Raw genomic sequence first — 22,861 nt, forward strand, 5'->3', positions numbered from 1 at the left:
ATCTGCTATTTAAGTTTGGCGTATTCTTTCTTTTGGTTAATAAGGTTGTAGGCTGCTGCCGGTACCAGGCGGTTCAGTGCATAAATAACCTTGGTGTCCCCAGCACGTATTATAAATTTATCTTTTTTCAAACCATCTATCAATATAGTAACCAAGGATTTTGGGCTTATTTTTTTGTCCTGACGGTCTGCAACCATATCGGTATCAACCAAAGGTGGCAGCAATTCAAAAACTTTAACCGTGCTGTTGATTGATTTCAAGTGCGAACGCAACGAAGTCGTGTAAAACGATAGCGCTGTTTTAGATGCGGAATATGTTGCTTCAATTACTGATGGTATAATGCTAAGAATAGATGTAGTATTGATAATCGCTGCTTCAGGTCGCTGCTTCAACATTTCTATAAAGAGGTTGTTAAGCCGAATTACCCCAAAATAGTTTACTTCCATTTCATACACAGCTCCCGCTACGTGGCTGTCACTCGCTTTGCCAAGATTTAGTGGCGGTACACCCACACCTGCATTGTTGTAGAGTATGTCTATTCCACCAAGAGCATTTACTTGTTCAAACAGAGCCTGTACATCTTCAGCTTTAGAAGCATCACTTTGCAGTGCAATTACACCCGGGAGTTCCTGCATTGCAGCATCAAGTTTTGTTTTATTCCGGCCGGTAATAATTACTTTGTTGCCCAATGCTATAAATTGCCTGGCTGCTTCCAGCCCAATTCCGGAAGCGCCTCCGGTAATCAGTATCGTTTTTCCTTGTACGTTCATTTGTTCTGAATTGAAAGTTATAACCATCCGCTTTATCGTCAATTACAAAAGGTGATCAAAGCGGATAGTGTTGCTTATGCCTGCGTTAGTTTACCCATTGCCTCAGCGATAGCACCGGCATAAATCTTTGTTTGTCCAACCGGAATATCAAACTGGTTGTTTTCTAAGCCAATGAATAGTTCATCGGCAACTTCGCTCGGCGGGATGCCGTTTTCGCCGCCTATGTATGATGAGAATTCTGTATTAACCAGTGGCGGATAGACCTCAAAAATGCCAAGGTTTTTCTGCTCTTCAAAAGTTTGCCTTAAGGCCGTAGTATAGCTATGCAATGCGGCTTTTGTAGCACCGTAGGTAGGAATAGCTTTATGGCTGCCATACACCGCAATAGATGAAATGTTGACAATTGCTGCCTCAGTTTTTTGGAGCAGGTGCGGTAGTAAAAGCTCATCAAAATGTATGATGGCAAAATAATTGGTATTCATCTCTATCAGTGCTTTCTCGTGGGCATTAGTCGCCTCGGCAAGCGAATAACCAAAAGCCGCCCCGGCATTGTTTACTATGATGTTTACATCGGGATAATTGTTTTTTAGCTCCTCTGCAATCCTTATCCTGTCGGCTTCTACAGATAAATCTCCCTGAATGCCTATGGCATCCCCTAGTTCTGCCAGTGCTTTTTTAAGGCGCTCTTCGCTACGGCCGTTGATAATAATTTTGTTGCCTGCCGCTTGTAACTTTTTTGCTATGGCTAAGCCTATACCGGCACTTCCGCCGCTGATGAATATGGTATTTCCTGTTGTTCTCATTTTATTTTATTTGATTTTATTTAAAAAAAACGTCCTTATTAATTAGTTAATGCAGGATAATCTGTATATCCTTTTTCCCCGGGAGTATAAAATGTATCCTGGTCAGGAGCGTTAAGTGCAGCGCCTGTTTTAAAACGTTCTACCAGGTCAGGGTTGGCTATAAACGGTACACCAAAGGATACAAGGTCGGCATCACCTGCCTGAAGTACTTCTTCAGCGGTTTCTTTTGTAAAACCACGGTTGATGATAATTGTACCATTATAAATTTTACGGAAATGTTTTGCTACTTCCTGAATCGCATTGCTGTTACCAGACACATCAGTAAAAGGCTCAATCAGGTGGATGTAAGCCAGGCCGTAATCGTTCAGGCGGTTAACAATATAATCATAGGTTGCAATGGTTTCGTCATCAATTAAAATACCCATTATACCATTAAGGGATGGGTTAAGGCGTACCCCCACTTTTTTAAGGTCGGTTACTTCTGTAATGGCATCCAGGATTTCGAAAAGTATGCGGGCACGGTTTTCAGGCGTACCTCCATACCCGTCTGTCCTGTCATTGGCTTTCTTACTGAAAAACTGTTGCAGCAAATACCCGTTGGCACCGTGGATTCCCACACCGTCAAAACCGGCTTCAAAAGCATTAACAGCCGCTTGCTTAAAATCAGATACGGTTCTCTTAATATCCTCAATAGTCATTGGTTGCGGCGCTACCGAGGGTTGGAAACCGGTTGCAGTGAATACCTGCTGCCCGGGGTTAAAGTTTGATGGTGCTAAAGGAAGCCTGCCCTGGTGAAGATCCGGGTGCGAATAGGCTCCGGTATGCCAAAGTTGTGCGAATATTTTACCTCCTTTTTCATGTACGGCTGTAGTTACCAGTTTCCATCCGTCAACCTGATCTTTGTTGTAGATGCCCGGTACATTTACCACACCTATGGCTTCTTCACTCACAAATGTACCTTCGGTAATAATTAGTCCAGCCGTGGCACGCTGCGCATAGTAGGTAGCAGTTAATGCCGTAGCCACGTTACCTTCGTTTGCAGAACGGGAACGGGTCATAGGAGCCATTACAATCCTGTTGTTTAATTCAGTTCCTTTAAGGTCATAATTTTTAAAGAGTTTGTTTTCCATAACTATATGTTTAACTTTTTTATAAAATATACTTTTTAGTCTATTTTTGGTCAAAAAAAATTAGACGGTATAACTGTCTAATTCTTCCTTTAGGTTTTTAATAAGTTTGTGCATCATCTTAGCATCATTTAGAGTTCGGCTCATAACAATACCTCCCTCTATAGCTGCAAACATTTTAAATGCGAAAATCGCACTATCTAAACGCCTTGTAAACTCGCCATTTTGTTTTCCTTCTTCTAATATGCTGATTAAACTTTCCTGGCCGAATTGTAAACGTGCGGCCACTTTTTTCTTAATATCAGGAAAGTTGTCGTCTGCTTCAACAGCAGTATTGAAAAATGGGCAACCGCCACTTATGTACGTATCTATCGGGTTTTTATAAAAATCCATAAAGGCAAAAATTTTACCCTTAGCTGTTTTTTCATTAAGTACAACCCGGCTTATCTTTTCGGCCATCTTGGTAAGGGAATAGTCCACAACCTGGGCTGACAAATCTTCCTTGCCTTCAAAATGGCCATAAAGACATCCTTTCGTAAGCTTCGTTGCCGCCAATACATCATCAATACTTACCCCCGAAATTCCCTTTTCATTATATAAGGGTGCGGCGGTTTCTAATATAAACTGCTTCGTTCTTTCAGCTTTAGACAACATTTTCATTTCGTTTTACATTGCAAATGTACTAAAAAGTATATTCATAGATGTGTTAAAATATACTTTTTAGTATAAAATTGTTTTATTAGGGAAACAGGTGGGAGTATATTACAATTGCGTCATCAGTGTGGATATACCAATTAAATTGACCCCCTCTCGCCAGAGCAAATTGACCCCTTAGAGTTATTGACAAAAAAAGCGTACAAGTTGTAGTTTGTGTCAGGCTTTAAAAACGGTAGTTTTTAGTCCTGGTTATTCACTAATATTTTTACAAAAATACACTATCTGATTTAGATTTTCTTCTCCTTAACGATTCCCCGTAAAGTTCGAGCCTTAAAGAGTGGTGTACGATGCGGTCCAGTACAGCGTCAGCTATGGTTTTCTCACCGATTATATCATACCATTGCTTTACCGGTATCTGCGATGTAAGCATCGTAGAACGCTTTTGGTGGCGGTCTTCTATAATGTCCAGCAGTATAAGCCTTGACTGCGGGTCGAAGGGCTGCAGGCCAAAATCATCAAGTATAAGCAGGTCTATGCGTTCGATACGTTTAAGTTCAGCCAGCAGTGTCCCTTTGGCTTTGGCCAGTTTAAGCTGCCCCATAAACTTGGCGGTATTGACATAGAGTACCTTAAAGCCATCCTGGCAGGCCTGGTAGCCCAGCGCTGTTGCCAGGTAACTTTTCCCTGTCCCGGTGGAACCGGTAATAAATATATCCTTATGTTCCTTTATAAAATCGAGCCCGGCCAGCCTGTGGAACTGGTTTTTGTCCAGCCCCCTATCAATAGCATAGTCTACCTCTTCCAGTGAGGCTTTGTAACGGAAGCCTGCTGATTTAATAGCCCGTTCTATATTCCGGTTACGGCGGTCGTCCCATTCGCTGGCGATTAAAAAGGCAACGAACTGGTCGGGTGTAAGCGATTCTTTTATGGAGGTTTCCAGGTTGGTTTTAAAGGCATCATACATGCCGTATAAGCGCAGCTGGCGCATCTTGTCTAGTGTTTCGTTATTCATGGTCTTTATTGTTTTAATGGTAGTGATTATTGGTAATATTCCTTTCCGCGGATGTTGCTGTGCGGCGGTATTTCAGTGAGCTCCTGTTCGGGTTGTAACTGGTCAAGGCGCTTGCGCAGTATCTCCTCAATAACAGGATAATTGTACTGGCTAAGGTTCATGGCCCACCGGCAGGCGTTGGTAAGCCTTTCTGAGCCTACACGCCGTGCAAAGCTTAAGATACCCGAACAGGATTTGTAGGCCTGCTCGGGATAGGGTTTAAGTTCCAGTACTTTGCTTATATAAAGGGCTACGTCTTCGTGTATGGCCTGTGCCTGCTGTATAAACTTATCAGGGCTCCACTCGGTAAGGAAGCGGTGCTGTGAGGCAAGGTGGCCTTCATTGGTGGTGTAATGGTATTTGCTTTTTATCCGTTCATGGCAGGCAATCATGGTATACTGATAATAGACTTTTACCAATGCTGTGGTGTAGAGTATCTTTACTTTTTTGCCGATGTAGGTGTACGGCACGCTGTAGTAATGTATGTCTTCGCCAAGGCGTATGTAGCCGTTTTTCATAACGGTAACCATTACCTGTTTGTGGACCTGGTAATCAATAGGGTTTAATGCAGATAAGGCTTCACGCTCTATCTCCTCGAACTGTTCGCGTCGGGAGTAGCTGCGCCCGGAGAAGGGCTTATTGTTGTGCATTTCAAGTGCCGGGAGTATCGATTCGTTAAGCGATACAAGGTTATCGAAGCTAAGACCTTCCAGACGGGTGTAAATGCTGCGGTAGATGAGTTTTACCGCACCTTCCACCAAAGACTTGTCACGGGGCTTATAAACGCGCGCAGGCACTATGGTAACACCGTAGTGCTCGGCAAAGGCAGCAAACTCATCGTTGAGTACTGCCTCATACTTGCTGCCCCGTGTTACTGCCGAGCGCAGGTTGTCCGGCACGATGGCCTTGGGCACCCCACCAAAGTAACGCAGGGCGTTTTGGCAGGCAAGGATCAGGTCTTCCTTACGCTGGCTGTCCACTGCTTCAACATAAGTAAGCTGGCTACAGCCCAGTATGGCTACAAAAACCTCCACCTCACGTGCAGCCTCTCCCTGGCCAACCCTGAGCTTGCTGCCGGCAAAGTCGATGTATATCTTATCACCGGCCTTATGTTCCACATGCATGACCGGTTTGGAGAGTTGAAGGTACGTATGGATGGCATTATTAAAACTCGAACGGCTATAGCCATCCGGATGTTTTTCGAGATATTCCTTGTAGAGGATCTCACGGGTCATACCTTTCTTTTTAAGCCTTTTACAGAGTTCAGGCAACAGTGGTTCCAGTTCCCGCATGCGCGGGCTGCTGTGGATTTTGGCAACAGGGGTGGTAAAGATAACCGAGAGTTCGCTGTCACTACGGGCGCTAAAGGCTTCAAAATCCATGTCCAGCGTGTTCCAGACCCGGACGTACTTCTTGATGGTGTTGCGGGAGGTACCCACCATCCCATGGATGGTCTTAATGCCTGTACCCTGGCAGTACAGACGGATAATCTGTCTTAATTTATTCATCTTTATCGGCTTATTGGACATGGTCTATCTCAGGATTAGTTTATCAAAACGCTAAACTAATCCTTGTTCCAAAAGCCCGCCACAAGACTACTTTTTCTACTTTTTTTGAGGGGTCAATTTAAACTGGCCAACAGGGGTCAGTTTGCTCCGGCGAAAGGGGGTCAGTTTCAGCCGGCGAGAGGGGTCTTTTTAAATCGGCCAAGAGGGGTCAGTTTGCACTGGTTTGTCCAATATAAGCTCAATAAGCGCATTTTTTGTTCCCGTCCATTGCAGGTCTTCAGGTATATCCAAATTGCCGAAACTTACAGGCCTTTCCGGATACGCTTTGGAGATCAGGAATGCGTAGAGCAGGTCCTGTGCAATGAAACGTGCTACGAGATGGTCGTAGTACGTCGAATACTCCGTATCCATTTCAAAATAGAAACTATCCAGTATGGTGGGAAAGTGCACCTGGGAGCGCCTGAAAAACTCTGCATCCCGGTCGGTACGGCCCGAACGGTAATAGCGGTAAAAGTCCATGTCAAGAAGGCTGGCATTATTGCGCTTTAAAAGTTTTAACTGAGCGGAAAAGTATTTACGGTAGTGTTTGCCGCCCTGCACCGGGCAGGTAGTCTCAATACGGTACACTTCATTATAGTACATAAGCCTGCCTAAGATTTGTGGCTTTACTTGTCGGAAAAATTCGATTTCTTCCGACGAATCGGTAAATCCTGGGATCTTTACATATTCCTTTATTTTAAAAAGGGTATCCTTAAGCATAGAAATCATCATACGCGATTGCTCAATCATCGTACCGGCTACGGAAAATTCCTGTTCCCTCATGCTCACTTCCGATAGTATCTTCCTGTAAATCGCTGACCGTACCATAATAATGTAGATTAGATACAGCAATACACACGTGTCTGCTTCTGCATAGCATATTATCTGTGTTTGCCGGAAAATCGTTACTTACCGTACTCTTTCCGATATTCTGTAGGGCTTACCGCTGTTTCTTTCTTGAAAAAACGGCTGAAGCTCCCGGCAGAATTAAAGTGCAACTGTTCACTAATATCCTCAATGGAATGTGCAGTACTTAACAATAGGTATTTCGCCTCGCTGATAATTACTTCCGAAATGCATCGCATTACCGTCTTTCCTGTTACCTCGCGTACCGCCTTGTTCATGTACCCTTTGCTTACATAAAGTGCTTTGGCGTAAAATGCAATCCCACGTTCCTCCCTGTGGTGCTGGATCAGCAGCTTGAGGAACTGCATTGTGAGCAATTCCCTGCGATTATAGCCAATTCCTTTCTCTACCAGTAGGGCATCCTGCTGCCATGCTGCCTGATAGACCAATAGGCTCAATGTTGCCGTAAAGGCTGCCATTGGGAACCGGGACGGGTTCCGTATGGCCTGGTAGTAATACTGCAACAGCTTCATAATCCGCATAATTACACTGGAGTCAAAAGCATCGGGGAATACCTTGATGCTCTGCTTGCTGACCAGCAGTTCAATAAACTGGCCGGACATCTTGATATCAGTTATGAATTGCCATTGTACCCGAACCAGGTAGCAAACTGCCTTTTTGTTGAATTTTATGATCTGGTAATAGTGGCGGCACAAAGCAATCAGGAACTCGTTTGATGTGCATGAAATATTTTTTCCGTCAATAGTTGTCCGGAGAAAACCTGATTTGACAAAAATGAACAGGAAATGGCCCCGGCAGTTAATCCTCTCGGTATCCATATCTTTTTCACTGTAATGATACACCTCCGCCGGAAAAAGGTCTGGTGAATATTCCATAATCAATGCAGATTAAATATAAATGCCCGGGACAATAGTCTTCCGGGCATTGTTTGCGCTAGTTGTAAATCTGGATTTGCTCCAGCCCTGCAATACTGGTAATAAGGGAATACTGCAGGGCACAGTTGCTACTTTCCAGGGAGCCCGCTACTGCCGCAACAATATTTCCGACCGACTTTTCCCAGTCGGTATCCTCACAGCAGGAATGATAAAGGGAATAACGTGTCATGGCAGTAACGGTATAGACAATACGCAGCTCATCGCCCTGTAGGCCGGTAGCACTCCCCATAGTATTTTCGATTGCCGTTATGGTTTCGTACGCCTCGCTGAAAGGCTCATCAGCGAGTTTTTCATAATTGGTAACTAGGTCCGAAAGGATGGCCCGGGCCGCTGGTGATAGCGAAGATTGTTGCAGCAAGGCAGCAAGCTTAGATTGAGAATTGTTTATACATTCCCCAAGCAATACTTGCGTTTCGGTATTTCCTAAAGGGCTGCCGGTGGCAGGCTGGAGGATATTTGCTATCGTCAGCAAATCCGAAAAACCCGCTGGATTGTAGTTTCCCGTTTTGTACGATGACAGTAACGTGGTATAGGCATAGCCTACATCATCGTAAGGGTTATCTAAATTTTGGGCGGTTCTATCGGAAGATTTGACTTTTGCGTACAATTGTGCCACGGGTGCGGAGCTTTGCGCTGGTTCGTCTGTACAGGCAAAGAGCACCGTTGCTAAAAACAGTCCGGCTGGTAGTGTAATAACGCTTTTCATAATTTCATTTTTAAATGTGACTGATTCGTTTTAATCAGTTCATTTATCCGGATAGACAAACTGGGTGGGCTGCACTGCAACCCGTTTGTTGTGAATTCATCGCAAAACTATGGGCGGCGGGGTTGGCGGGCAAGGACATACTATCGGCTATTCAGAAATTCAACTGTGGATTTTCAGAAAATCCACAGTCTTAAAAAGTGTTAAAACGTCTGTAATTAGTGGGATTATAGCTACTTTTGATTTGCCTCCATCCTAAGATTCTGCATTGCTGCTGCTACATTCTAAAAAATTACTTAGAAATCAATTAACTATTGCCTAATGGTACCTAGCCGCTTTCCGAAGGTAGCACTGCTATCCTTATTGCTTACATACTTCAGCTCTTATGCATACACTGCCCCTGACTCCCTCCAACAAAAGGATTATAAGTACCTTTTTACTAGGATCAGGGCCACCAAAGCCAATCCCGTACTACAGGATCTTTATCTAAAAGCATTTCTTAAGAATGCAAAAGACAGCGGGGATTGGGAAATGATCATGCATGGATACAAGAATTACGCTGACTTTAGCGAGGAAATGCGTGCAGTGATGTACAGTGATAGTATGGTATATGCTGCCAGGCAATTGGGTGACGGCAAATTAATTGGTGCTGCCTATCTTTCCAAAGGTATAGTATATTACGACTTTAAAAGGCATGAGATGGCACTTGAGAATTACCTGCTCGCCAGGCCATACATCGAAAAAGAAGGTGACGATTACTTAACGTACAAGCTAAAGTACAATATAGCACACGTTAAATATTACCTGGGCAAAAACAGCGAGGCCATCCTGCTTTTTAATGCCTGCCTGGACTACTTCAAAGAAAACAATACACGGGCCTACCTCAATACGTTACATTCTTTAGGGCTTTGCTATAACCGCGCGGGAAATTATGGAAAGTCGGAGCAGTTGGTGGATTTGGGGCTGGCAGAAGCCAGCCGGCTTGGAGACCATAGTATGGACTGCTACTTCCTGCACCTTGACGGCCAGAACGATTATTTCCTGAAGAATTACAGCCTTTCGATTGAAAAACTGCAGGAAGCGATTCCCGGTGTTGCGGAAAATGATGACTACGCAAACATTGCTGTGGCCAATTTTTATATTGGTAAGAGCTATTGGGCCATAAAAAGGTTCAGGGAAGGTCTCCCCTATCTCCATTTGGTCGCTGACGCATTTGACCAAAAGGAATACATCAGGCCGGACCTTCGTGAAAATTTTGAACTGCTTATAAACTATTATAAAGACAAGGGTGATTCTAAAAAGGTACTGTATTACGTAGACCGGCTCCTGAGCGCCGACAGCCTTCTAACGCAGCGACATGACAGGCTGTACGACACCATCCATAAAAATTACGATACACGGGAGCTGTTTCAGGAAAAAAAGGATATCGAATTACAGTTCAAAAGGGAACAGTCGTACGGAAAAATATGGCAAACCGGCTCAGTAGTGCTTTCAATTATCGTAGTAGTCCTTGTTGTTGCCCACATCGTTGACCGTAAACGCCGGGACCAGGTTTTTAGGGAATTGATGGAAAATAAAAAACCAAAACAGAAGGCTGTAAAGGCTATACCTAAAGAATTGCCAATCCCGCAGGAGACAGTTACTAAAGTCCTTGCCCGTTTGGAGAAATGGGAACAGGCCATGCGGTACCTTGATGTAAATATTACGCGTGCTTCCATGGCAGTGTACCTCGATACGAACGTGCATTACGTATCGGATATTATCTTACATTATCGGGGCAAAAGCTTCACAGAATACATCAATGACCTAAAAGTAGACTATATTATTGAGCAGTTGAAAACCGATAGACATAAGCGGATGTTTACCCATGATGCGCTAGCCGAAGAAGCCGGGTTCAGCACCACCCAGCGCTTTGTACAGGCCTTTAAATCCCGCACTACTCTATCCCCTACTTTCTTTAGTGCTAAGATCAGGAAAGAGATGGCGGAAGGATAATCTGGCCTCATTGAAATTAAATAATAATTTACAAAATTTGTAAATTATTTACATTTTTTGTAAATTTGTTTTTATATATTAGCCTATGCAAACCGTTACGCATATTAAAGAGGCTTCGGAAATTGATGTCGTCATCGAACGTGTCAGGGAAGAAGACTTTAAGAAAATGACCAAAGCCAGGTTCTTTTTTAACTGGAAGACGGAGAAAGAGAACGAGGTCTATAAGTTAACTCTGGCCGGTACTGATGAAATACTTGGCGTTATGTCCCTTGTCAATTATCCTGGCGAACAACGCTGCCAAATCAACTTATTATCCGTATCAAAAGAGAACAGGGGCAAAAATAAAATATACGCAGGGATAGCCGGAAACCTTATTGCGTACGCATGCCGGGAGAGCATTAAATTGTACGGCGCGGATGCCTGTGTATCGCTCCATCCAAAGACAGAACTCAAAGCGCACTACATTGAGCAATACGGGATGATGGATGCAGGAATGCAGGTATTTGTAGAAGGGATTAACTTATTCAGATTATTAGAAAAATATAAGATATGAAAGCAGATAAATTAAAAAGCAGGTATACACCCAAAGAACAGGCTGATTCATTTGTTTTTAGAAATAAGCTTACGCCAAAGCAGTCCGAAGATGCGGCCACCCAACTGAGTGAAGCCAGGAAAAAGGTAAGGGAGCAAATGACCGAAAGTCAGGTGCTATATGCCAAAGTAAAGCAATTGCGTTTTCAGATGGAGGATTATTTAAAATCGGAAAAGTACAACCAGGAGTTTTCATTTGCTTATTTTTTGAAGAAGTACATACGGTTGGGATACAAGATCCAGAAGAATTTTGCAAAAGATATAGAAGTGCCTACCTCAGAATTAAGCTCGGTTTTAAATAGCGGAAGGCCGCCCGGTAAAAAGATGATTGTCCGCTTGGAACTGCATTCCAACAATGCCATACCGGCCGTAAGCTGGTACAGGCTTTGGGAAAAGGAAAAGGAATATGAATTAAAAACGGATAAGGCGCTGCGAAAACAGGAAGAAAAACATGTTCAGAACCGTTTGGTTTTTGATTTTTAAAAATAATATAAAGCCCTGAAAAGGGCTTTATTAAGTTAAGATCGTTTACCTCTTTATCATAAATTAATAAAAATATAGAGGACGGAAATCTTTTTGATTAGAAGTAGTAATGATTTAATCCTTATTATTGTTAGGTCAACAACCAATCTCTTTTCTTATTTCTTTAGTAATAAGTTTAGCAAGGACAATTACCTGGCAGTTATACTATATTAAAAAATTAATTTTAGTATCATTTTAAATCGTGTTTTTTATTAGCGATTCAATTTAGTATACTATTCTTTTTATATTTACTTCTCTAAAACCTTCTTCATGAGTGTAAAAAAGCATACTACAAAATTAACCTCTAAAAGTATAGAGGGTAGCGGATTGCCTTCAGATTACAAAAAAGCTATTGCAGAATATATTTGGAATGGCTTCGATGCAAACGCTTCAATTATCTATATAGATTTTAACGCTAATGAGGTAGGTTATTTACATGACTTCTCTATTACTGACAATGGACATGGAATAAGTATGGAAACAATTTCGGAAACTTTCGGAAACTTTATGGTATCTTTAAAAGCCACTTCTTTTTCTTAGACAAGTTTTCTTAAAGGAAAAAAAGGAAAAGGTAGATATTCTTTTTCAACATTTTGTGGTAAAGCGACATGGAACACTGTTTTTAAATCCACAAAAGGTGACTTTTTACAATATAATATCCAAATAAGCAAAGAAGATAGCCAAGATTACGAAACGTTCGGCACTACAAAATCTAAAGATAAAAATACTGGTACAAAAGTATCATTTGAAAACTTCCATGCTTTAACAGCCGATAAATTAGAAGCCGATGATTTTGAAAAATATTTGGCAAACGAATTCGGTTGGTTTCTGTATTTACACAAAGAAAATGATTATAAAATAGTTATAAATGGCACTCCTTTAAATTATTTTGAAGTTATCGCAGAAACAGATGAGAAAAATGTTACGATTGGGGATTTTGACTTTAAAATAAGTTATCTAAGATGGAACGAAAAAATTGGAGACAAATATTATTATTATTTCTTGAATCTTGACAAAAAACAAGTCTACCGAAAACACACTTCTTTTAACAATAAAACAGAGGACTTCCACCATTCATTATATATAGTGTCTAATTATTTTGACAATTTCAAAGCAACAAAAAGTGACCAACCAACATTGGACTTCATTGATAAAAATCAAACTGATTCTACTTTTAAGGCTATTGTCGATATTTTAAATGCATATGTTGGGGAAAAGGAAAAACTTTTTATACGAGACCTAAAGGCAAAAGGGTTAATTGAAAGCTACAATAAAAATAAAGTCTTCCCCGAATTTAAAAGTAATCCTTATGAGCAATTACGTAAACAGGATTTAGAAAGCGTTGTTAAAGAGCTATATAGCGTTCAACCAAAAATATTTCAGAAACTTACAGTTCCCCAAAGCAAAACCATAGTAGGGTTTTTAAATTTATTATTGGACACTGAACAACGAGAAAATGTCCTTGAAATAGTTGATAATGTAGTAAAACTTTCCGATGAAGAAAGGACGGAACTGGCTAACGTACTTAAAAAAAGTAAATTATCTCATATCACTGCATTAATAAAATTCTTAGAGAGTCGTTTCAATATAGTTCAAATTCTAAAAGCATTAATTTATGATTTGGAAGAGTTCACGAACGAAAGAGACCATATCCAAAAAGTTATTGAAGAAAATTATTGGTTATTTGGAGAACAATATCACTTAGTTTCTGCCGATAAAAATTTTGAAACGGTATTGAATAATTACTTAGCCCATCTGGAAACCTATGATAAAAAACCAGATCTATTAAAACTAGAAAAGAAAGATAAGCTACGAAGACCTGATATTTTCATATGTCAAAAGACTGATATTCCTGATGCAAATTCAGAATTAACCATCGAAGAAAATATTATGGTTGAACTAAAGAGGCCAGATGTAGAAATTGGAAAGAAGCAATTTAGCCAAATCGAAGATTATCTCGGATTTATAGTAAATGAAGATAATTTTAATAGTCAATTAAGGAACTGGAAGTTTATTATAATTGGTAAAAGTATTGATTCATATATAAAAGGACTTCACGAAAACCAAAAAGATAAAGGAAAAAAATTTTTAGTCCAGGCCATTGGCCGATATGAGATTTACGCTATGACATGGGACGACTTATTTAGAATGTTTGACAGCAAACATAAGCACTTAATTGATAAATTAGATTTTAAATCATCCGTTATTGAAGAACTACAGTCTAAGGGTATAATGTTAAATAGAGATGCTTCTGATGCACTTACAGAGATTGCTAAGGGAGCCTAAAATTAATTTTAAATGGGATTTAGAAATAGATAAATGTCTTTATAAATTTAAAGATAATTATAATGTGCTAAAGTGTAGTTTTTTAGCTTCCCCCTTTAACACACCTTTCAATTTTGTATGTAACTAAAAACTAATTAAAAAACGGTTACATGATCCATGATATAACCTTTTAGATACTACAAAATGGTTCGACATAAACAAGCAATTATAATGTAATATTCGGGTTAATTTCGTTTAGCTCTACTTTATCCAAACTATTTGCACGCTCTATTTCAGACAGTTCTGCTAAATACTTTTGCGCATACGCAGGTTCAATTGAATTTATGAATCTTAACCAACCAAACAAATTCTGTTTTATGTTATAAGTCTCAAATTCAATTATCGCATCTAATATGTCTTTAGGTACTTGGTCCTCGTCTATTTTATGTTTCTTGATAATATGTACTTTAAAGCCATCTTTTTTAATATAATGAATTTCAAGCCTGACGTTTCTCTTTATTTTCTTAGGAATTCGCGGATATGCTTTATCAAAAACTGATAAACCAGTCACATATTGTGCTTTGCCGCGTGGCATATATTTTGTCTTCGAATGATTTAATGAAAAACCATATTGCGTCAGAATTGCCTCGATTTTATCAACCTCTGGTAACGATGTATCAGAAGAAAAATATAGGTCGTCTGCGTACCTCGTATATGTTATGTCAGCTCCTACGAACATTTGTATATCATCATCGAACTCTTTGGCTACAAGGTTTGCAAGAGTGGGGCTTGTACTGAACCCCTGCACTAGCAAACCATTAATGGTAACAACACTGGTCACACTTTCGGCGATATCTCGGTTAACTCCTATCTTTACTAATGACTCCACAATCTGCGGGCTGCTAATGGACTCAAAAAAATTTTTAATATCAACGGAAAGCAGGTATTTCCTGCTAAGGTGTGAATAAGCATTCGACCTTATATTACGTTTTGCAACAAATCCATGCACAGCGATACCGGGAACAAATAATTTAGAGATTTCACTATTCAAAAGCTTGAGGCAAAATTCTAAATTACCTGTAAATGGTTTATGGATGGTTCTATGCCCTAATGCAGGATTTTTTTTAGGAATATGGAATCTCTTGATATTAATAGCAGTGGAAACGACAGCCTCAGAGTATTCTTCAAATATATAATAGTCCCTATTTTCCATTTTTTCAAGGAAGTCAGGAGTACATTTAAGAAAGTTTAAAAGCTGTCTACGGGTATCTATCTCGGTTAATAACATAAATAGTGGGAGTAAAGGTAAGTAAGTGAGTAATTTATTCTGAAACCGAATACGAAATCATATTCGAAGTATTACCCTTTACTACCCACTAAATTGTTTTTTGAGATTTGTAACCTCTATATGATAATCTAATGATTTTTTTCTGCTCAAATATACATTATTATGCAGAAAATGAACAACTCCAACCTTATGTTTTATAAGATTAAAATTCTGTTCCATTCGTAGATTTGTTTTATTTAGATCTTCTAATATATTATAAATGATGTAATTTAAGTAATCCGTCGTTCCTAGATTAATTGTCTTCTTACTTTCAATGCTGTAGGCACAGTCATATTCCTCACTTAATGAAGAAAATATTGAGTCAAGGATTTTACTTAAAGATTTTTTTTCAATTTCAATTTCCTCAAATATAAAAATGTTCTTATCAAATTTGTTTTTAAGCAATCTATCCTTGAGTAGCTTAATTAGAAAAAACTCAAAAATCTCATGATCTTCCTTGTAATTTTTAAGTTTCTTGAAATAATCAGAATTTTTATCAACAACGGTAAAATAAGCTCTGTAGTTTAGAAAAGGTAAAACAGTGTAAAATCTCGCTCGGATATCAGGATGATTTTCCACTGCATGAAATCCTTGTTTTTTAATCTTATCTACGAACTCTTCAAAGTAAGCTAATCCTAAGAGTTCTTCCTGAAGATCTACCAAAGCCTCCTCCATCAAATCAGGTGTATCAGTTTTGATACAACATTGGATAAAAACATTTGAATTATTATTTATATGACCGGATTCGTCAATATAAAAATAATTGGTTTTTTTAAAAGTTTCCGCCATGAATAAAATCTATTACTATATTTCCTTTAAAATATTTTTTGGGATGAGAAGATGGATAATATTAAGACTAGCTAAATATAAATTTACTAATTGTTTCTGATTAGTTTTAGGTGAATATATCTATTAGAGGTAAAAATTCTCTTATCTAACTTATTGGGCAGACTTTAACAAAAGCTTTTATCTGTATTTATTCAAGAATTGTTAAATAATCTAATTTATTTTGTTTTAAAAGTTCAAGTTCGTTTTCACTTAATGGACTTATAGATAATACCTCATGCCGCTTTGGAATGTTTCCATCCTGATCTTTTATTTGCTTCCTACTGCTTGTCTGAAGAAGTTTAAGTCTAATCTTTACCATATCATTGCATAAAACTTTTTTGGGTAGAAGTTCATTGTAAGATTTTAGATCTAATGCCTTTGCTATTCTGCCTATTATTCTAACATTAGCTTTCGTCCTATTTCTCGGATTCTCTATATTGCCAATATGGCCTTCCGAAACCCCTACCTTGTGAGCAAGTTCTACCTGATCCAATCCAGCATTTATACGTGATTCACGTATTGCTTCCATAATCCAAAAATCTAATTCAGAAATTATTATCTCTATAGTCATAGTATTCTAATTATCGGACAATGAAGCGAATACTTTAATTAATTTCACATAGCTATAGGTGTGTGATTGTTTTTTTTCTATATTTGTTTTTATTATAAGATAAAGCGCATTTTAATTCCAAATTGAATTGTGTAAATTTGCGATTCTTCAAATTAAAAGTTGAAGCATTCGCTTTGAATCTCGTATAGGAAAACTGGCGTTTTATATTACCACGAGAGGATAAGTGCAAATGCTCACGCCATACGGCGTGGGCTCACTTATTTGTGGTAAGGGTACCGCCAGTACCTCCTATACAATAAGCTGAGTTTAAACCCACGCCTCCTTTTTAGGAGTTTCTTCTACACTCTCGGCTAGTATTCTTAGCGCACTTCTTTTTTTTATTTGGTTTCGCAAACGATGAAGTTTAACCTTTAATCCATTTTGCGTATGGTTTAGTTTTTTCATAGTTAAGTAGGCCCGGCCCGTACTGGTATTCCTTTTCGAGTTAGTTAAGAGGAAAGGCCGGGTTGCTTTTTTTCTTACCGGTACACATAAAAATAACCCTCAGACGTCGGCAAACTAACCTGAGGGCTTTTAGACTAACAAACCCAAATTGTTTCATTAATCTTAACCAATGTTATGAAAATTTTTTCAGCAAACAAAGGGCTAAGGGTGCTTTTCTATTCTCTTATTTTAGCGTCCTTGCCAGTCAGTGCTTTAGCCCGGGCACACGCTTCACCCAATGGTAAAGAAGTATTTCAACAAACTATTTCAGGTGTAGTTGCGGATAGCTCCGGGCCGTTGCCTGGCGTGATAATTTCTGTAAAGGGTACCACACGCTCAGTTGTGACGGATCAAGATGGTAAATATTTAATTATGGCCTCTAACGATGAGTTGCTTGTATTTTCATTTACGGGGTATAAGACCGTCGAGGTAATTATAGGTGCACAAAGTACTGTAAATATTTTGCTTCAGGAGGATGCAACCCAATTGGAGGAATTGGAAATTAATGCAGGGTATTATTCTGTTAAACAAAAAGAGAGTACGGGAAGTATCGCCCGCATTACGGCAAAGGATATCGAAACGCAGCCGGTAACGAATGTCTTGGCAACGATGCAGGGAAGAATGGCTGGGGTAAGCATTACACAAGATACTGGGACGCCGGGTGGGGCATTTACAATCCGTATCCGTGGGCAAAACAGTTTAAGGCAGGACGCCAACCAACCGCTTTATATCATTGACGGGGTACCGTATGCTTCAGAAAGTATCGGAAGCGCGGATACCTCCGTTGCGACACAAAATGCTCAAAGCCCCTTAAACAGTATCAATCCCAGCGACATCGAAAGCATTGAGGTCCTTAAAGATGCCGATGCTACAGCCATATATGGCTCCCGTGGCGCTAACGGTGTAGTGCTAATCACGACAAAGCGCGGCTTCAACACGCCTGCAAAATTTTCTTTTACCGCTTCGTCGGGCTTTGGGAGCCTTGCGCGTAAAATGGACCTTATGAATACTGATCAATACCTGCGCATGCGTCGTGCTGCCTTTGCAAATGATGGCATAGCCCCATATCCTGACTATGCCTATGATGTTAACGGAACATGGGATCAGTATAGAAATACCGACTGGCAGGAAACATTGATTGGAGGTACCTCCGAAATACACAGTTACCAAGGGAGTGTTTCAGGGGGTAGCGCAAATACAAGCTATTTGTTATCAGGAAGCTTTCGGCAGGAAACTACAGTGCTTCCAGGCGACTTTAAGTACAGCAAAGGCGCGGTACATTTTAATATGGCACATCGCTCGGATGACAACAGGTTTAAAATACAGTTTTCTGCGAATTACATAGCACAAAATAATATACTTCCCGCCACGGACATGACGCGCCTTTCAAGGACACTTGCCCCTAATGCGCCCGCGTTATATAACGGGGACGGCAGCCTTAACTGGGCTGAAGGGACATGGGATAATCCGCTTTCTGAATTGCAACAGGACTACCGTTCAAAAACCTATGACCTCATTGCTAATTCCGTTATTTCTTATGAGTTATTTAATGGGCTACAGGCTAAAATAAGCCTTGGCTATACCGACTTAAAAAATAACGAGGTACGGACTGTGCCATCCACGCTTTACAATCCTGCCTACGGCTTGGGAAGCGAAAGCTCTTCATTAAACACAAATTACACGACACGTAGGTCTTATATCATAGAACCTCAACTGAATTACAATGTAATAATAGGCAGGCATAAACTGGATGTATTGATAGGAAGCACCTTGCAAAACCAAAAATCCGAAAGGCTGCAGGCCTTGGGGTTTGGCTTCTCAAGCAATGCGCTGATTTACGACCTCTCATCGGCGTCAACAAAGTTCATTACGCTGAGCGATGAACCACAATATAAGTATCTCGCTTATTTTTCCCGTGTCAACTATAATTACGACGGGCGCTACATCATCAATATTACTGGTAGGCGGGATGGGTCAAGCCGTTTTGGAACAGGCAATCAATTTGCAAATTTTGGAGCAATTGGTTGTGCCTGGATTTTTTCCAAGGAAGCGGTGTTGGACTATAATTCAATCCTCTCATTCGGCAAACTGCGTGCGAGCTATGGCATTACGGGTAGTGACCAAATCGGAGATTATCAATATATGGACACGTACGGGTCCGCTGCAAACCAATACGGTGGCGTCATTGGGCTGAACCCCATCCGGCTTTATAATCCTGCCTTTGGTTGGGAAAGCAACAAAAAGACAGAGATTGCTTTGGAAACCGGTTTTTTGAAGGACAGGCTTTTTTTGTCGGCGGCGTGGTATAGCAATCGCTCTTCCAGCCAACTTGTAGGGATGCCAATGCCGGGGACGACAGGATTCCAGTCCCTAACCGCTAACCTTGACGCTATAGTTCGCAACCAGGGCTGGGAATTTACACTTCATTCAGAAAATATTGCATTAAAAAATTTTAATTGGTCAACCGACTTCAATATATCACTTAACCGCAACAAATTACTGAAATACCCTAATCTTGAGAGTTCGCCTTATGCAAACACCTATACGATTGGCCAACCGCTCAATATCATAAAGCTTTACCATTACACGGGCCAGGATCCTGATACGGGAATATATACTTTCGAGGACAAGGATCGGGACGGACAGATAACTGCTACAGGCGACCGTATAACACAGGCTGATTTGAACCCACGCTATTTCGGCGGCATTCAAAATCATATATCCTATAAGCAATGGACGCTGGATTTCCTGTTTCAGTTCGTAAGACAAAAGTCCCTGAAATACCTGCCCGCTCCCGGGGGGACTTCCGTAAATCAATTGAGTGAAGTGAGCAACAGTAGCTGGCAGCAGGCCGGAGATATTGCGTCATACCAACCCTACACTACAGGGGTAAATTCCCAGGCAGTAACTGCATATTATAATTATGCTCAAAGCGATGGCGGAGTCACGGACGCTTCATACATAAGGCTTAAAAATATTTCATTGAGTTATGACCTGCCTTTGACCCATAAAGCCATGAATTGCAGGTTATCGCTGCAGGGGCAAAACATACTGACATTTACAAAATTCAATGGGGATCCTGAATCAAGGTTCGCCAATGCCTTGCCGCCACTAAAATTTTATACGCTGGGAGTGCAACTTAATTTTTAAACATGATTATATGAATATAATGATTTATAGCAGTATATTGAGGAAGGCACGCTATATAGTCGCTTCCTCATTGTTAGCAGTTATGGGCTGCGAAAACTACACAGAAATATCCCAACCGCCTTCACAGCTTAGCGGGCAGGCTGTATTTATGGACAAGACAACTGCAACAGCTGCCATTCTAGGTATCTATGCCAAAATGAGAGACAGCGGAGTACTTGCCGGTAACACATCCGGCATGACGGTGCTCTCAGCACTGTATGCAGACGAACTGATCTACTTTGGCTCTGGAGGAACTTCTGCTGAAAGCTTTTATACCAACTCTTTACTCGCAGCTGACCCCGACATAGCCAGTATCTGGAATAACACATATAATCAGGTGTACAGTGCGAATGCTGCGCTGGAAGGGCTTGAAACATCAACCCTGCCTATGGATGTTAAAGCGCCACTACAAGGGGAAGCTTATTTTATAAGGGCTATATTGTATTATTACCTGGTCAATTTCTTCGGGGACATTCCATGGACTGATACTACGGATTTTAATCACAACCGACTCCTCGTCCGTACTTCGCAAGCTGAGGTTTATGAAAAAATTATTGACGACCTTCAAAGGGCGGTTGACTTATTACCAGATACAGGAGTGAGCCAGAAAATACGTCCCGACAAGTTCGCTGCTTATACACTGCTTGCACGTGCCTATCTGGAAACAGGTCAATACGCACAGGCGCAAGATGCCGCCAGCACAGTAATCGGCAGTAACGTTTTCAGCCTTGAAACACCTGAAATGACTTTTCTAAAAGGTAGCAATTCAACAATATTTCAATTTTCCCCTTTTGCAGAAGCCTATAATACAGATTTTGGACGAAGTTTTATTAGTGTGCAGGGACCGCCACCCTTTGGTGCATTATCAGCTACTTTGACAGATGCCTTTCCTGAGGGTGATTTGAGGCGTATTTCATGGATAATCAGCATTGAAAATAATGGTCAGATTTGGTACTTCCCTTTTAAATACAAGCATTCAACATATGCTTCAGAGGCTGAAGAATACCCTGTAGTGCTCCGATTATCGGAATGCTTTCTGATTAGAGCCGAAGCTAAGGCGAGACAGGGGCTAGTAACTGAAGCCAGAGAGGATCTGAACATGATACGCGCCAATGCCGGGCTTGAAAACAGCAATACACAGGATAACAGTGGCTTACTCGAAGAAATTTTAAAAGAGTGGCAACTGGAATACTTTACAGAATATGGGCAAAGGTTTATAACACTAAAACGATTTGGGCTGGCTGATCAAATACTGGAGCAGCGAAAACCGGGGTGGGATTCCACCGATCAGTTATGGCCATTGCCGCAATCCGACATATTATCAAACCCAAATTTAGAGCCGCAAAATCCAGGCTATTAAGATGAGTACTATATTTAAAATTTTGAGATGGCCGCTCTTTGTAATAGTTGCGAACGCTTTAGGAGTGCAGGTTGCAGCTCAGCCACCGGAAATCAGGCTCTATCCAAGGCAATTGTCTGGAAATGGGGAATGGCTGTACTACCAGGAGTTTCACAATGGTGCCGATTCTGCCATTGTAAAGTCTATGTACATGCCTGACCGTCTGGCTTTCCAATCCGGTCTATTGGACAGGTTTATCGGTAATAAGCATTTCGTCAGCTTATCGGACAAAAATATAGTTACGCTGGTGGATTTGTCCACTAAAGAATGCAAAAAGTTATATAGCGTCAAAAAAATGGGAGCGTGCACTGATAACCGTCTGGCGGTGCTTCAGGAAAGCCACGATCATAGTTTAGAACTAAACCTGTATGATACGAAACTGAAATTATTGAAAAAAATACCTTTTGTATCGGATTTTACCATCTTTGAAAAAGAAGGTTTGTTATTTACACACGGGCCCGCCGGCAGTACCATTGGTTTGTACAACTTAAAATCTGGTAAATATAATGTGATCATTGCCCATTCACATGGAATCATTCGGCAACCTTGTATCGCCGCCTCAGGGCGTGCAGTAGCTTTTTACAGTTACAGTGAGAACGACAAAAGCCTTCAGGCAGTGCATTATGATATACCAAAACATCGGGTATCTTATTTTAAACCTTTCAATAGCGACACATTCTTGGTAGCCAGTCAGTCAGCACCATTAAAAATTGCCGATGACGGTTCCAGGGTATTCCTTACCGTTCGACAACAGGCCGTTGGTTATGTACCGGCAACTCAAGCAGAAATATGGAACGCTTCAGACAAATACATACATCCCCTTAAAGTGGCAGTAGATGGCTGGAAAAACGTTGATAAAGTGATGTTCTGGGAACCGATAACCAATCGTGTCGGTGATATATCCAATAACAGTTTACCTTTTGCGCGGATTATATCGGGGGGCAATTATGCAATCTTATGTAATCCGGAAGTGTATGAGCCACAATACCAATATGAATCCAATTGCGATTACTATCTGAAGGACATAGAAACAGGAACTATAAGGCTTTGGATACAAGACGGGGCAGCTGGCCTGGGCCAATTTACAGAGTCCCCTGATAAATCTTTACTCGGCTACTTTTATAAAGGTGCATGGTATATTTATGATATAAAGGTGGATATACCAATTAAATTGACCCCCTCTCGCCAGAGCAAATTGACCCCTTAGAGTTATTGACAAAAAAAGCGTACA

Annotated in this window: 20 protein-coding genes; 8 read left to right on the forward strand and 12 right to left on the reverse strand. The window is 40.6% G+C overall.

Going from position 1 to position 22,861, the window contains the following annotated elements:
* Positions 1-5: 5 nt before the first annotated feature.
* The 9 genes from AM279_RS04725 to AM279_RS04765 form a co-directional block, all read right to left on the reverse strand.
* Complete coding sequence (locus AM279_RS04725; protein WP_054410139.1) at positions 6-770, reverse strand: SDR family oxidoreductase; 765 nt, start codon at positions 768-770, stop codon at positions 6-8.
* Between the two features lie 74 nt (positions 771-844).
* Positions 845-1,573, reverse strand: coding sequence for an SDR family oxidoreductase (locus AM279_RS04730; RefSeq protein ID WP_054406586.1), 729 nt, complete (start codon positions 1,571-1,573; stop codon positions 845-847).
* A 38-nt stretch (positions 1,574-1,611) separates the two neighbouring features.
* On the reverse strand, positions 1,612-2,703 hold the full coding sequence (locus AM279_RS04735) for an alkene reductase (RefSeq protein ID WP_054406588.1): 1,092 nt from the start codon (positions 2,701-2,703) through the stop codon (positions 1,612-1,614).
* A 60-nt stretch (positions 2,704-2,763) separates the two neighbouring features.
* Positions 2,764-3,360: a TetR/AcrR family transcriptional regulator gene (locus AM279_RS04740; protein ID WP_236688491.1), complete on the reverse strand. Its 597-nt coding sequence runs from the start codon at positions 3,358-3,360 to the stop codon at positions 2,764-2,766.
* A gap of 262 nt (positions 3,361-3,622) precedes the next feature.
* Positions 3,623-4,369 (reverse strand): IS21-like element helper ATPase IstB, encoded by a 747-nt coding sequence (gene istB, locus AM279_RS04745; RefSeq protein ID WP_054405553.1) that lies wholly within the window; start codon positions 4,367-4,369, stop codon positions 3,623-3,625.
* A 26-nt stretch (positions 4,370-4,395) separates the two neighbouring features.
* Positions 4,396-5,916, reverse strand: a complete 1,521-nt coding sequence (gene istA / locus AM279_RS04750; protein ID WP_201782524.1) for an IS21 family transposase — start codon at positions 5,914-5,916, stop codon at positions 4,396-4,398.
* 189 nt (positions 5,917-6,105) lie between these two features.
* A complete protein-coding gene (locus AM279_RS04755) occupies positions 6,106-6,783 on the reverse strand; it encodes an RteC domain-containing protein (RefSeq protein ID WP_082344180.1) in 678 nt (225 codons plus the stop codon).
* A gap of 77 nt (positions 6,784-6,860) precedes the next feature.
* Positions 6,861-7,697, reverse strand: a complete 837-nt coding sequence (locus AM279_RS04760; protein WP_054406592.1) for a helix-turn-helix domain-containing protein — start codon at positions 7,695-7,697, stop codon at positions 6,861-6,863.
* Between the two features lie 58 nt (positions 7,698-7,755).
* Positions 7,756-8,463 (reverse strand): hypothetical protein, encoded by a 708-nt coding sequence (locus tag AM279_RS04765; RefSeq protein ID WP_054406594.1) that lies wholly within the window; start codon positions 8,461-8,463, stop codon positions 7,756-7,758.
* Positions 8,464-8,781: 318 nt separating this feature from the next.
* Between AM279_RS04765 and AM279_RS04770 the strand changes: the two genes are divergently transcribed.
* The 5 genes from AM279_RS04770 (at position 8,782) to AM279_RS04790 (ending at position 13,854) form a co-directional block, all read left to right on the forward strand.
* On the forward strand, positions 8,782-10,455 hold the full coding sequence (locus AM279_RS04770; protein WP_054406596.1) for an AraC family transcriptional regulator: 1,674 nt from the start codon (positions 8,782-8,784) through the stop codon (positions 10,453-10,455).
* Positions 10,456-10,540: 85 nt separating this feature from the next.
* Entirely contained in the window at positions 10,541-11,008 is a 468-nt protein-coding gene (locus AM279_RS04775; protein WP_054406598.1) for a hypothetical protein, read from the forward strand.
* Entirely contained in the window at positions 11,005-11,529 is a 525-nt protein-coding gene (locus AM279_RS04780) for a hypothetical protein (RefSeq protein WP_054406600.1), read from the forward strand. Before AM279_RS04775 ends, AM279_RS04780 begins: the two co-directional genes overlap by 4 nt.
* Before the next feature lie 309 nt (positions 11,530-11,838).
* Positions 11,839-12,108, forward strand: a complete 270-nt coding sequence (locus AM279_RS20725; protein ID WP_054406602.1) for an ATP-binding protein — start codon at positions 11,839-11,841, stop codon at positions 12,106-12,108.
* Between the two features lie 264 nt (positions 12,109-12,372).
* The gene (locus AM279_RS04790; protein ID WP_054406604.1) at positions 12,373-13,854 is read left to right on the forward strand and encodes a hypothetical protein; all 1,482 of its coding nucleotides are present in this window, start codon (positions 12,373-12,375) and stop codon (positions 13,852-13,854) included.
* A gap of 205 nt (positions 13,855-14,059) precedes the next feature.
* Here the strand turns inward: AM279_RS04790 and AM279_RS04795 are convergent, their stop codons facing one another.
* The 3 genes from AM279_RS04795 to AM279_RS04805 form a co-directional block, all read right to left on the reverse strand.
* The gene (locus tag AM279_RS04795; protein ID WP_160316429.1) at positions 14,060-15,046 is read right to left on the reverse strand and encodes a reverse transcriptase family protein; all 987 of its coding nucleotides are present in this window, start codon (positions 15,044-15,046) and stop codon (positions 14,060-14,062) included.
* A 156-nt stretch (positions 15,047-15,202) separates the two neighbouring features.
* Entirely contained in the window at positions 15,203-15,949 is a 747-nt protein-coding gene (locus tag AM279_RS04800; RefSeq protein WP_054406608.1) for a DUF3800 domain-containing protein, read from the reverse strand.
* A 187-nt stretch (positions 15,950-16,136) separates the two neighbouring features.
* Positions 16,137-16,559: a helix-turn-helix domain-containing protein gene (locus AM279_RS04805; protein WP_054406610.1), complete on the reverse strand. Its 423-nt coding sequence runs from the start codon at positions 16,557-16,559 to the stop codon at positions 16,137-16,139.
* A gap of 618 nt (positions 16,560-17,177) precedes the next feature.
* On the opposite strand from AM279_RS04805, the gene AM279_RS04810 reads away from it, so the two are divergent.
* From AM279_RS04810 to AM279_RS04820, 3 genes are read left to right on the forward strand one after another with little or no spacing between them, the layout of a single operon-like run.
* Positions 17,178-20,192, forward strand: coding sequence for a SusC/RagA family TonB-linked outer membrane protein (locus AM279_RS04810; RefSeq protein ID WP_054406613.1), 3,015 nt, complete (start codon positions 17,178-17,180; stop codon positions 20,190-20,192).
* Between the two features lie 10 nt (positions 20,193-20,202).
* Positions 20,203-21,591, forward strand: coding sequence for a RagB/SusD family nutrient uptake outer membrane protein (locus AM279_RS04815; RefSeq protein ID WP_082344181.1), 1,389 nt, complete (start codon positions 20,203-20,205; stop codon positions 21,589-21,591).
* Position 21,592: 1 nt separating this feature from the next.
* Positions 21,593-22,837 carry a hypothetical protein gene (locus AM279_RS04820; RefSeq protein WP_054406616.1) on the forward strand — a complete coding sequence of 415 codons (1,245 nt, stop codon included), beginning with the start codon at positions 21,593-21,595 and terminating at the stop codon, positions 22,835-22,837.
* Positions 22,838-22,861: the final 24 nt, after the last annotated feature.

The organism is Flavobacterium akiainvivens, from assembly GCF_001278115.1.
Taxonomy (GTDB): domain Bacteria; phylum Bacteroidota; class Bacteroidia; order Flavobacteriales; family Flavobacteriaceae; genus Flavobacterium; species Flavobacterium akiainvivens.